This is a genomic window from Falsirhodobacter algicola (assembly GCF_018279165.1).
GTDB lineage: Bacteria > Pseudomonadota > Alphaproteobacteria > Rhodobacterales > Rhodobacteraceae > Falsirhodobacter > Falsirhodobacter algicola.
In genome coordinates this window covers 108,360-120,000 of the sequence record NZ_CP047290.1, presented here as the reverse complement: position 1 = coordinate 120,000, position 11,641 = coordinate 108,360, and the positions used below count along the sequence as shown (strand labels likewise).

Below are 11,641 nucleotides of genomic sequence, written 5' to 3'. Positions count from 1 at the left end.
TCCGGCTCTGGCTTTCGTGCACGCCCATCGACACGCCGCCGCCCAGCGGGGTCAGAAGGTAATCGCCGTCGATCCCCAACTCGTAGCAGGCATGGCCCACCTCGTGGATGGTGGAATAGATGCAGTTGAAGGGATCGGTCTCCACCACGCGGGTGGTGATGCGTGCGTCGTTCCCCGCGCCCGAACTGAACGGATGCACCGCCAGATCCAGCCGCCCGCGCGTGAAGTCGTAGCCGAAGGTCTTGGCCAGATCGCGCGCAAGGCGCATCTGCCCGTCATGGCCGAAATGCCCCGACAGCGCGCGGGGCTGATGGGCCGCGCCCATCACCGCCTCGCGCAGCGCAACGAGGCGCGGGCGCATCCGGTCGAAGACCGCGCCGATCGTGTCGGCCGTCGCCTCCGGTTCGTAATCGTCGATCAGCGCGTCATAGAGATCGCCGCCCCCCGCCAATGCCGCCGCCTCTTCGCGCCGCAGACGGACCACCGTGTCCAGCGTCGGAAGAAAGGCCGCCACGTCGTCCTTGGCGCGCGCATCGGCCCAGATCCCCTGCGCGACCGAGGTGACGCGCGCGATCTCCTCGGCCAAGCGGCCGGGCACCTTCGTCGCGCGCTCATAGCTGCGGCGGATCAGGCGCAGCTGGGCCTCGGCCTCCTCGTCCACCGCTTCGGCGCGGGCCAGCCAATCGGCGATGCGCGGATCGGTGCGGCGGGCGTGGAGGATGCCCTCCATCGCGGCCATCTCCTCGCCGCGCTGCTCGGCGGCGCCGCGGGGCATCACCGTTTCCTGATCCCAGCCGAGCCGGCCAGCCACCTGCGCCAGCGCCTCGGTCCGGCGCTGGAACGCCATCAGATCTTCATACGCGCTCATGCCGTTCCTCCGCGGATCGTGGCGACCTTGGGATATTGGGACAGATAGCGGGCGCGGATGATCAGCACCCACAGAACGATCGCCCCGATCTGGTGCGTGATCGCCGGATGCAGCGCCGCCGCCGACAACACGGTGCCGATCCCCAGAAGGACCTGAACCACCAGCATCGCCATGACCATATGGAAGGCCACCCGCGTCGCCTTATGCGCCGAACGCCGCCCCCGCAGCCAGACCACGAAGCCGAAGACGAAGGCCAGATACGCGACCGAACGGTGCACGAACTGCACGAGGCCCGGATTTTCGAAGAAGGCCCGCCATGCCGCGCCATCGGGCACATAGAAGGCATCGGGCGGGAAGATGGCGCCGTTCATCAGCGGCCATGTCGGGAAGCTGCGGCCCGCATCGATGCCCGCGACCAACGCGCCGAGCAGGATCTGCAGGAACACCAGATGCATCAGCCCCGTCGCCATGCCGAAGGGCTTGCGCTCGGACGCGCGGCGGGCCTGCAAGAGCTGCCCCTCGCTGCGGCCCAGAAGCAGCGCATACCATGTCAGGAAGCCGAGGATCAGGAAACCGATCCCGAGATGCGTCGCAAGGCGGTAGCTGGCGACGGTCGTCATGTCGCCCGTCAGGCCCGAGGCCACCATCCACCAGCCGACCGCGCCCTGCGCCCCGCCCAGAACGCCGACCCAGAGGAGCCGCCCCTTCCAGCCCGCCGGGATCTTGCCCGCGATCCAGAACCCGAGGAAGCCAAGCGCCCAGACCAGCCCGATCACCCGGCCAAGGAAGCGATGCCCCCATTCCCACCAATAGATCTGCTGGAACTGGCCCAGCGTCATGCCTTCGTTCATCAGGCGGTATTGCGGGCTGGCCTGATAGAGATCGAACTCCGACTGCCAGTCGGCGGCGTTCAGCGGCGGGATCGCGCCCGTCACTGGCTTCCATTCAGTGATGGACAGGCCCGCATCCGACAGGCGCGTCAGCCCGCCGACCGCGATCATCACGGCCACCAGCACGAACAGCACCATCAGCCAGATGCGGATGGCGCCCCTCGCGCCGCCCCGGCCGCGGTCGATCAGCCCCCCTTGCGCGGGCGCGGGCATCTCCCGCGCGCCGACCTCTTCGAATATGCTGCGTTTCGCCATGACAGGGGCCCTCTCGTTGCGCCGCAAAGAGTAGCCCCGCCCCCCGCCGCCTTCAAGTTGACGGAATGCCCACGGGCAGCACGGTCGTGTGCTTGATCTCCTCCATCGACAGAAGGGCGGTGACGTTATGCACCCGCACCTCCGAGATCAGCGCCTGATAGAAGCGGTCATAGGCGCGCGCATTCTCCACCCGCACCTTCAGGATATAGTCGATATCGCCCGCCAGCCGATGCGCCTCCAGCACCTCCGGGCGCTCGCGCAGCGCATGAAGGAAGCGGCGCTGCCAATCGGCCTCATGTTCGGAGGTGCGGATCAGCACGAAGAAACACGCCTCGAGGCCAAGCGCCTCGGCGTCCAGAAGGGCGGTCTGGCGCAGGATCACCCCCGCCTCCTTCATGCGGCGGATGCGATTCCACACCGGCGTCTTGGAACTTCCCACCTTGCGGGCGATTTCATCCAAGGATTGCGCCGCGTCCTGCTGCAGTTCCGCAAGGATCTTCCGGTCCATCTCGTCCAGACGGGCAACCATTCGCATCCTCCTGCCTTTGTTGGAACCCTGTTCCCTTGGCGCCCCTTATGCGAACGAACATCCTTTTCCGCAAGGGTGTATGGTTCATCCGAAGAATAATGTTCTATATAAGGCTTTGATTCACGCATCGGAGCGACGCCATGAGCCCACAGCCCGCAACCGGCACCTCGACCACACCCGGCACCGTCACGTTCGCGGGCGCCGGTCCCGGCTCGGCCGACATGCTGACGCTGGGCGTGCTGCGCGCCCTCGAAGGGGCCGATGTCGTCATCCACGACCGCCTCGTGGGCGAAGAGGTTCTGGCGCTGATCCCGGCCCATGTCACGCGCGTCGATGCGGGCAAGGAAGGCTTCGGCCCCTCCACGCCGCAATCGGCGATCAACGCGCTGATCGTGGGCCATGCCGGCACCGGCGCGCGCGTCGTCCGTCTGAAGGGCGGCGATACCGGCATCTTCGGCCGCCTCGACGAGGAGATGGACGCGCTGGAGGCCGCGGGCATCGCCTTCACGATCCTGCCCGGCCTCACCTCGGCCTCGGCCGCCGCCGCCGCCATCGGGCAAAGCCTGACGCGCCGCGGCCGCAATCGCGGGCTGCGCATCGTGACCGGCCATGACATGGACGGGTTCGCCGATCAGGACTGGAAGGGCCTCGCCCGCAGCGGCGAAGTAGCCGCCATCTACATGGGCAAGAAGGCCAGCCGCTTCATTCAGGGCCGCCTGATGATGCACGGCGCCGCCGCCGAAACCCCCGTCACGCTGGTGGAGAATGCGAGCCGCGCGAACCAGCGCGTGATCGCCGCCACCCTGTCCACGCTGGCCGACCGCGCGGCCGATCTCGCCGGTCCCGCCATCCTTCTCTACGGCCTCGCGCCCCGCGCCGCCGTCCACGCCCTTTCCGCCCTGAACGAGGCCACCGCATGAGCCGGAAATTCACGCCCAAAGTCGTGACCGCCAATGATCTGCTGATCGGCGATGTCGTCTATCTGACCGCCGACAACCGCTGGACGCGGGAGCATCACGAGGCCGAGCTGATCGAGGACGAGGCCCATGCCCAACTGCGCCTGCTGGACGGCGCGGCGCAGAAGAACGTGGTGGTCGGGGTCTATTTGGCCGATGCGATCGCCGGCCCCGACGGCCCCGAGCCGATCCATTTCCGCGAGGTGTTCCGCACGCGCGGCCCCTCCAACTATGCCATGGGCAAGCAGGTCGGCGAATTGCCCGGCCCCCGCCAGCACTGACGTCGAGGAAGCCACATGTACAGCTACAACGAATTCGACGAAGCCTTCGTGCGCGAGCGCGTGGCCCAATTCTCCCAGCAGGTCGCGCGCCGCATCGACGGCTCGCTGACCGAGGATGAGTTCAAGCCGCTGCGCCTGATGAACGGGCTCTATCTGCAACTGCACGCCTATATGCTGCGCGTCGCGATCCCCTATGGCACGCTGAACCCGAACCAGATGCGCCAACTGGCCCATATCGCCGAGACGTGGGACAAGGGCTACGGCCACTTCACCACGCGCCAGAACATTCAGTTCAACTGGCCGCTGCTGAAGGATGTGCCGGCCATGCTGAGCGCGCTGGCCGATGTCGGGATGCACGCCATCCAGACCTCGGGCAACTGCGTGCGCAACGTCACCTCGGACCATTTCGCGGGCGCTGCCGCCGACGAGATCGAGGATCCGCGCCCCTATGCCGAACTGCTGCGCCAATGGTCCACCGACCATCCGGAATTCTCGTTCCTGCCGCGCAAGTTCAAGATCGCCATCACCGGCGCGCCCAACGACCGCGCCGTGACGAAGGCGCATGACATCGGCCTGCGCATGGTGCGCGGCCCCAAGGGGCAGCCCGGCTTCGAAGTGCTGGTCGGCGGCGGTCTCGGCCGGACGCCCATGATCGGTCAGGTCGTGCGGGAGTTCCTGCCGATCGAGGATCTGCTGCCCTATACCGAGGCGATCCTGTCGGTCTACAACCTGCTGGGCCGCCGCGACAACAAGTACAAGGCGCGCATCAAGATCACCGTCCACGAAACCGGCCTCGACGAGATCCGCCGCCTCGTGGAGGAGCGTTTCGCCGAGATCCGCCCCACCTTCCACGGCCACGATCAGGATCTGCTGGAGGATATCCGCGCCGCCTTCGCGCCGCCCGCCTTCCGCAACGCCCCGACCGACGCCCATGATGCGGCGCTGGCCGATCCGGTCTATCGCGCATGGGCCGATACCAACCTTGCCGCGCACCGCAACGCGCAATACGCCATCGTCACCATCAGCCTGAAGAAGCATGGCGAAACCCCTGGCGACGCCACCGCCGACCAGATGCGCCTGATGGCCGATCTGGCCGAACGCTACGGCCATGGCGAATTGCGCATCAGCCACGAGCAGAACGTGATCCTGCCGCATGTGCACAAGGCCGATCTTCCGGCCGTCCATGCCGCGCTGCGCGGTGCGGGCCTCGGCACGGCCAATATCGGCCTCATCTCGGACATGATCGCCTGCCCCGGCATGGATTACTGCGCGCTCGCCACCGCCCGGTCTATCCCGGTGGCCCAAGACATCGCCACCCGCTTCGACGAGCTGAAGCTGGAGCATGATGTCGGCCCGCTGAAGATCAAGATCTCCGGCTGCATCAACGCCTGCGGCCACCACCATGTCGGCCATATCGGCATCCTCGGCCTCGACCGTGCGGGGGTGGAGAACTATCAGATCACGCTGGGCGGCGACGGCACCGAAACCGCCGTCATCGGCGAACGCGCCGGGCCGGGCTTCGCCTATGACGAGATCGTCCCCGCGATCGAGCGGCTGGTTCAGGCCTATCTGAAGAACCGCGAGGCCCCCGAGGAGACGTTCCTCGAAGCCTATCGCCGTCTCGGTCTCGGCCCGTTCAAGGCGGCGCTGTACCCGGCGGAAGGAAAGCAGGATGCCGCTTGATCCCGCCGGCCTTTCGATCGAAGACCGTGCGGCGTTTCTGAACGACCGCTACCGCAACCATGCGGCGACCTCGGTCATGGAACTGGCGCTGCGCGACCGGGATGTCGGGCGCACGGCGCTCGTCTCCTCCTTTGGGGCGGAATCGGTGGTGCTGCTGCATATGGTGTCGGTGATGGACCGCAATCTGCCGGTCCTCTTCATCGACACGCGGATGCTGTTCGCCGAAACGCTGGCCTATCAGGCCGAGGTGGCGGACCGCCTCGGGCTGACGAACATCCGCACGATCCGCGCCGACGATGCGGCGGTGGCCTTCGACGATCCGGACGGCACGCTGCATCAATACAGCACCGATGCCTGCTGCACCCTGCGCAAGACGGTGCCGCTCGAAGGGGCGCTTGCGGGCTATGACGCATGGATCACCGGGCGCAAACGCTTTCAGTCCGGCACCCGCGCCGCCCTGCCCTTCTTCGAGCCGGACGGCCCGAACCGCCTGAAGCTGAACCCGCTGGCCATGTGGGGGCCCGAGGATGTGGCCGACTACATGATCAACAACCGCCTGCCGCGCCATCCGCTGGTCGCCAAGGGCTATCCCTCGATCGGCTGCGCGCCCTGCACCAGCCCCGTCGGCGAGGGCGAAGATCCCCGCGCCGGACGCTGGCGCGGCAGCAACAAGACCGAATGCGGCATCCATTTCATCAACGGCAAGCCCGTTCGCATCAAGAAGGAGGACGCGGTATGAGCGTCATCGTCACCGATACCGGCTTTGCGGCCGAGGACTGGACCGCCCCGATCGCGCCCTTGGCCGATCTGGCGAACGAGGCCGCCGTCGATCTGGCCAATACCGACGATCCGACCCAACTTGCGGACCGTCTGGACGGGCTGAAGCTGATCCGCATCGCCTTCCCGTCCTCGGCCGACGGGCGCGGGTTCACGCAGGCCGCGCGTCTGCGGCGCATGGGCTATGCCGGGCGGCTGCGCGCGGCGGGGCATGTCCTTGCCGACCAATACGCCATGGCCCGCCGCTCCGGCTTCGACGAGGTGGAGATCTCGGACGATCTCGCCGCCCGCCAGCCCGAGGATCAGTGGCAGTTCCGTGCGGACTGGCGCGCCCATGATTATCAGGCGCGGCTGAAGGCCTGAGGGCTTTCGCCCGCTGCCCGCGCGCCCTACTGACAAAGGACCAGAAATGACCGAGACCGCCATGACCGCAAATCCCGTCGCCGAACCGAGCCCCGCCAAACCCGATCCCAACGCCCAGACCGTCACCTCGGTGCGGCACTGGACGGACACGCTCTTTTCCTTCCGGGTGACGCGGCCGCAATCGCTGCGGTTCCGTTCGGGGGAATTCGTGATGATCGGCCTGCCGGGCGACAACGGCAAACCGATCATGCGCGCCTATTCCATCGCCTCGCCCAACTGGGACGAAGAGCTGGAATTCTATTCGATCAAGGTGCCGGACGGCCCGCTCACCTCGCGGCTGCAGAACATCCAGCCGGGCGATCAGATCATCCTGCGCCCCAAACCCGTGGGCACGCTGGTCCATGACGCGCTGATCCCCGGCAAACGCGTGTGGTTCCTCGCCACCGGCACCGGCCTTGCGCCCTTCGCCAGCCTGATGCGCGACCCCGAGACCTACGACAAGTTCGACGAGGTCATCATGATGCACACCTGCCGCACCGCCGAGGAACTGACCTATGGCCGCGAGCTGGTCGAGGCGCTGGAGGCGGACGAGCTGATCGGCGAGATGGTGGCGGGCAAGCTGAAATACTATCCCACCACCACGCGCGAGCCGTCCGAACGCATGGGCCGGATCACCGACAACCTCACCTCGGGCAAGGTCTTCGAGGATCTGGGCCTGGAGCCGATGAACCCCGCCACCGACCGCGCGATGGTCTGCGGCTCGCTCGCCTTCAACCAAGACGTGATGAAGGTGCTCGAAGGGTTCGGCCTGAACGAAGGCGCCAATTCCGAACCCCGCGAATATGTGGTGGAAAAGGCCTTCGTCGGCGAAGGGGTCTAAAGCCCCAAGGCCCGGCGGGTGGAGGCGAGCGCCGCCTCCAGCGTCGCCGGGGTCTGCTCGGCGGCCGAAAGGGCGTCCTTCAGGGTCTCTTTCGTGCGGTCCGGGATGTCCTGACCGTCGATGAAGGCGCGGGCCTGTTCGGGGTCGTAATTCTCCACGGTGAACAGATCGGCGGGCGACAGCTGGCTGACGGCACGGGTCGCGGCCTCGGTCGCGGATTGGGCCGCGGCCTGCGCCCGGTCGGCGGCATCGGCGGCGGTGTCGGCCGCGGCCTGCGCCTTGGGCGATTCGGCCGCATTCTCCAGCGCTGCCGCAGCTTCGGCCGCCGCGTTGGAGGCCGCCGCCACCGCCGCATCCGCCGCTGCCGCCGCGTTGGAGGCCGCCGCATCCGCCGCATCCTCGGCCTCGCCGCCGTCTTCGGCCATCTCCGCCGCGCTCTGCGCCGCTTCGGCCGCATCCTCGGCCTCGGCCTGCGCCGCCTGTGCCGACGCTGCCTTCTCGGCCGCCGCCGCCGCCTCCCGTTCGCCGGGAAGATAGATGAACTGGTGATAGCCGATCGCCGCCAGAACGATCACGACCGCAGCCGCGAGGATGGTTCGGAACATGGACAACTCCTTCGTCTGCGCCTGCGCGGCGGTCCACCGGGTCAACGACCGGTGCGGCTTTTGCGTTCCCGGCCCGGAATCCGGTTGAAAACAAGCGCGATGACGCCTATTTTAAGCCCGTGATTCAAACAGCCGAAGGACCTGCACCATAGCCCGCAGACCCCACAACGCCCCGCCGACCCGCGACACCGGACCCCGCACGAACGAGCGGATCCGCGCACCGGAAATCCGCCTGATCGGGGCGGATGGTGAAAATGTCGGCGTCGTTACGCCCGCGCGTGCGCTTGCCATGGCGGAGGATGCCGGGCTCGACCTGGTGGAGATCTCCCCGAACGCGGAACCGCCGGTCTGCAAGATCATGGATTTCGGCAAGTTCAAGTATGAGCAGCAGAAGCGCGAGGCCGAGGCCCGCAAGAAGCAGCACATCATCGAGATCAAGGAAGTCAAATTCCGCCCCGGCACCGACACGCATGACTATGACGTGAAGATGCGCTCGGTGCTGCGCTTCCTCGGCGAAGGCGACAAGGTGAAGGTCACCCTGCGCTTCCGTGGCCGCGAGATGGCCCACCAGGAACTGGGTCTGGAGCTTCTGAACCGCGTGGCCGCCGACGTGAACGAGGCCGAGGCCGGCAAGGTCGAAGCGATGCCGAAGCTCGAAGGACGCCAGATGGTCATGATGATCGGTCCGGCCAAGTGATCCTTTCGGGGCGCCACAGGGCGCCCCTTTTTCTTGGGCCCGCATGACCCGCTTCCTCTCCATCACCTGCATGAAGAACGAAGGGTCGTTCCTGCTGGAATGGCTGGCCTACAACCGCGCGATCGGGTTCACGGACGTCCTCGTCTATTCCAACGACTGCGAGGACGGCACCGATCGGATGCTGGACCGGGCGCAGGAACTGGGCCTTCTGACCCATGTGCGCAACGACGACATCAAGGCGCGCGGCCCGCAATGGACCGCCCTGCGGCAGGCGCAGCGCCATCCGCTGACGAAATCCGCCGACTGGATCATGTTCCACGACGTGGACGAATTCCTGAACATCCATGTCGGGGGCCGCCGCCTGCCCGATCTGCTGGCCACCATGCCCGAGGCCGATGCCTTCGCGCTGCCATGGCGGATGTTCGGCAATGGCGGCATCGTCGCCTATCGCGACCGCCCCATCCGCGAGACCTTCGTTCACTCCGCCCGCCCGGATCTGTTCTGGCCGTGGCGCGCCCGCATGATCAAGACGCTGTTCCGCCGCGGCCCCTACAAGCAATTGGGCGTCCACCGCCCCAAGGGCGACGCGCCGGGCGCCGTCTGGACCGATGGGTCCGGCCGCCGGCTGCCGGACTGGTTCAGCCGCAAGGGCGTTCTGGTGAACCTCGATCCCGATCTCGGCACCGTGGCGCAGATCAACCATTACGCCCTCGGCTCGATGGAGGGGTATCTCGTGAAATGCGACCGGGGCCGCGCCAACCGCGCCGCGCAGCCCTTCGACACCTCCTATTGGACGGATCGCAACTTCTCCCAGATCGAGGATCGCAGCATCCTCGCTTTGCCGGTGGAGCCGATCCGCGACCCCCTTCTGGAGGAGATGCACGCCGAGGCCGTCGCATGGCGCAAGGCCCGCATCCGCACCCTTCTGGCCGAGGATGAATGGCGCTCGCTGTTCGGGCGGCTGCTGATGGCCCCACCCTCGCGCCATCTGTCGCCCGCCGAGGTGGACCTGATCCTGCGCCATCTGCCGACCGAGCCGCCCCCCCCGCGCAACTGATACTGGAAATGAGGGCCGCAATCGGCTAGCGCTTCTGCTATGACCCAGACACTCTCGCTGCGCCGCCCCGACGACTGGCACCTGCACCTGCGCGACGGCGCGATGCTGAACGCCGTCCTGCCCGAAACCGCGCGCCATTTCGCGCGCGCGATCATCATGCCGAACCTCGTGCCGCCGGTGGTCACCGCCGCCGATGCCGCCGCATACCGCGACCGCATCATGGCCGCCCTGCCCCCCGGCATGACGTTCGAGCCGCTGATGACCCTCTATCTGACCGAGGGCACCGATCCGGCGGATGTGCGCGCCGCGGCGCAAAGCGGCCTCGTGAAGGCGGTGAAACTCTATCCCGCGGGCGCGACCACCAATTCGCATGGCGGCGTGCGCGATCTGGAGAAGGTCCGCCCCGTGCTGGAGACGATGGCCGAGATCGGCCTGCCCCTGTGCATCCACGGCGAGGTCACGACCCCCGAGGTGGACATCTTCGACCGCGAGGCGGTGTTCATCGACACGGTCCTCGATCCGCTGCGCCGCCGCACGCCCGGCCTGCGCGTCGTGATGGAGCATATCACCACCGAAGAGGGTGTCGCCTATGCCCGCGCGGGCGGCGACGATCTGGGCGCGACGATCACCACGCATCACCTCGTCATCAACCGCAACCACCTGCTGGTGGGCGGCATCCGGCCGCATTACTACTGCCTGCCGGTCGCCAAGCGCGAACGCCACCGCCTCGCGCTGCGGGCCGCCGCCACCTCGGGCGAGGCGCGGTTCTTCCTCGGCACCGATTCGGCCCCGCATATGGACGCCGCCAAGGAAACCGGCTGCGGCTGCGCGGGCTGCTTCACCGCCACGAACACCCTGTCCATTCTGGCCGAGGTGTTCGAGCAGGACGGCGCCCTCGACCGGCTGGAGGCCTTCGCCTCGCTGAACGGCCCCGCCTTCTACCGCCTGCCCCCGAACGAGGCGCGCACCACCCTGACGCGCGGCGCGCCCGTCGCCTACCCTTCGCATATCGAAACCGGCGACGGCACCGTCACCGTGTTCGATCCCGGTTTCCCCCTGCACTGGACCGTCGCATGATCCCATCCTCCTTCCCCCCGCGCGAGGAGATCGCGCGCCTGACCGCCCGCATGTTGCTGGAGATCAAGGCCGTCCACTTCAACGCCGAGACGCCGTTCACGCTCGCCTCCGGCCTGCCGTCGCCAACCTATATCGACTGCCGCAAGCTCATCTCCCATCCGCGCATCCGCAGCACGCTGATGGATTTCCTCGTGATGACCGTGATGCGCGATGTCGGCTTCGAGGCGTTCGACAACGTCGCCGGCGGCGAGACGGCGGGCATCCCCTTCGCCGCCCTCGTGGCCGAGCGGATGGGCCTTCCCATGAGCTATGTGCGCAAGAAGCCCAAGGGCTATGGCCGCAACGCCCGCATCGAAGGCACGATGACCGAAGGCCAGCGCGTGCTGCTGGTGGAGGATCTGACCACCGATGGCGGCTCCAAGCTGTCCTTCGTGGATGCGATCCGCGACACCGGCGCCAGCTGTGCCCACACCGCCGTCATCTTCTATTACGGCATCTTCCCCGAGACCGAGGCGACGCTGGCCGGCCATGGGGTCGCGCTGCATTACCTGTGCACATGGTGGGACGTTCTGGCCGAGGCGCGGGCGACCGCCGCCTTCGACGCGGCGACGCTGGCCGAGGTGGAACGCTTCCTCCATGCCCCCCGCGCATGGCAGGACGCGCGCAAGTAACCGCGCGGGGCGGCGCATCCCCCTTTGCGCCGCCCGCCCCTTCGCGCTATGG

General features: G+C 67.5%; 14 protein-coding genes (1 of these 14 running past the window's edge). 10 read left to right on the top strand and 4 right to left on the bottom strand.

Annotated features, from left to right (window positions below; all coding sequences use genetic code 11):
- The 3 genes in view from GR316_RS12040 to GR316_RS12030 are tightly spaced (at most 52 nt apart) and all read right to left on the bottom strand, a layout consistent with a single transcriptional unit that may run on beyond the window.
- Nucleotides 1-868, bottom strand: the 5' portion of a protein-coding gene (locus GR316_RS12040) for a carboxypeptidase M32 (protein ID WP_211785244.1). It extends 605 nt beyond the left edge of the window; 868 of the gene's 1,473 nt are visible here — the first part of the coding sequence; it begins with the start codon at nucleotides 866-868; its stop codon lies off the left edge, out of view.
- A complete protein-coding gene (ctaA, locus tag GR316_RS12035; RefSeq protein ID WP_211785243.1) occupies nucleotides 865-2,013 on the bottom strand; it encodes a heme A synthase in 1,149 nt (382 codons plus the stop codon). The genes GR316_RS12040 and ctaA overlap by 4 nt, the downstream gene beginning before the upstream one ends.
- A gap of 52 nt (nucleotides 2,014-2,065) precedes the next feature.
- A complete protein-coding gene (locus GR316_RS12030) occupies nucleotides 2,066-2,542 on the bottom strand; it encodes an Lrp/AsnC family transcriptional regulator (RefSeq protein WP_211785359.1) in 477 nt (158 codons plus the stop codon).
- 140 nt (nucleotides 2,543-2,682) lie between these two features.
- On the opposite strand from GR316_RS12030, the gene cobA reads away from it, so the two are divergent.
- From cobA to GR316_RS12000, 6 genes are read left to right on the top strand one after another with little or no spacing between them, the layout of a single operon-like run.
- A complete protein-coding gene (cobA, locus tag GR316_RS12025) occupies nucleotides 2,683-3,462 on the top strand; it encodes a uroporphyrinogen-III C-methyltransferase (RefSeq protein ID WP_211785242.1) in 780 nt (259 codons plus the stop codon).
- Nucleotides 3,459-3,779: a DUF2849 domain-containing protein gene (locus GR316_RS12020; protein WP_211785241.1), complete on the top strand. Its 321-nt coding sequence runs from the start codon at nucleotides 3,459-3,461 to the stop codon at nucleotides 3,777-3,779. The genes cobA and GR316_RS12020 overlap by 4 nt, the downstream gene beginning before the upstream one ends.
- Nucleotides 3,780-3,794: 15 nt before the next feature.
- On the top strand, nucleotides 3,795-5,462 hold the full coding sequence (locus GR316_RS12015; protein WP_211785240.1) for a nitrite/sulfite reductase: 1,668 nt from the start codon (nucleotides 3,795-3,797) through the stop codon (nucleotides 5,460-5,462).
- On the top strand, nucleotides 5,452-6,201 hold the full coding sequence (locus GR316_RS12010; RefSeq protein ID WP_211785239.1) for a phosphoadenylyl-sulfate reductase: 750 nt from the start codon (nucleotides 5,452-5,454) through the stop codon (nucleotides 6,199-6,201). Before GR316_RS12015 ends, GR316_RS12010 begins: the two co-directional genes overlap by 11 nt.
- The gene (locus tag GR316_RS12005) at nucleotides 6,198-6,602 is read left to right on the top strand and encodes a DUF934 domain-containing protein (RefSeq protein ID WP_211785238.1); all 405 of its coding nucleotides are present in this window, start codon (nucleotides 6,198-6,200) and stop codon (nucleotides 6,600-6,602) included. Before GR316_RS12010 ends, GR316_RS12005 begins: the two co-directional genes overlap by 4 nt.
- A gap of 46 nt (nucleotides 6,603-6,648) precedes the next feature.
- Nucleotides 6,649-7,482, top strand: coding sequence for a ferredoxin--NADP reductase (locus GR316_RS12000; protein ID WP_305798381.1), 834 nt, complete (start codon nucleotides 6,649-6,651; stop codon nucleotides 7,480-7,482).
- Here the strand turns inward: GR316_RS12000 and GR316_RS11995 are convergent.
- Entirely contained in the window at nucleotides 7,479-8,087 is a 609-nt protein-coding gene (locus tag GR316_RS11995; RefSeq protein WP_211785237.1) for a hypothetical protein, read from the bottom strand. The genes GR316_RS12000 and GR316_RS11995 overlap by 4 nt on opposite strands.
- 148 nt (nucleotides 8,088-8,235) lie before the next feature.
- Between GR316_RS11995 and infC the strand changes: the two genes are divergently transcribed.
- The 4 genes from infC to GR316_RS11975 are packed head-to-tail and all read left to right on the top strand — an operon-like array spanning nucleotide 8,236 to nucleotide 11,589.
- Nucleotides 8,236-8,784 carry a translation initiation factor IF-3 gene (gene infC / locus GR316_RS11990; protein WP_211785357.1) on the top strand — a complete coding sequence of 183 codons (549 nt, stop codon included), beginning with the start codon at nucleotides 8,236-8,238 and terminating at the stop codon, nucleotides 8,782-8,784.
- Between the two features lie 43 nt (nucleotides 8,785-8,827).
- Complete coding sequence (locus GR316_RS11985) at nucleotides 8,828-9,841, top strand: glycosyltransferase family 2 protein (RefSeq protein ID WP_211785236.1); 1,014 nt, start codon at nucleotides 8,828-8,830, stop codon at nucleotides 9,839-9,841.
- Between the two features lie 39 nt (nucleotides 9,842-9,880).
- Nucleotides 9,881-10,918, top strand: a complete 1,038-nt coding sequence (pyrC, locus tag GR316_RS11980; protein WP_211785235.1) for a dihydroorotase — start codon at nucleotides 9,881-9,883, stop codon at nucleotides 10,916-10,918.
- Complete coding sequence (locus GR316_RS11975) at nucleotides 10,915-11,589, top strand: orotate phosphoribosyltransferase (RefSeq protein ID WP_211785234.1); 675 nt, start codon at nucleotides 10,915-10,917, stop codon at nucleotides 11,587-11,589. Before pyrC ends, GR316_RS11975 begins: the two co-directional genes overlap by 4 nt.
- Nucleotides 11,590-11,641 lie beyond the last annotated feature (52 nt).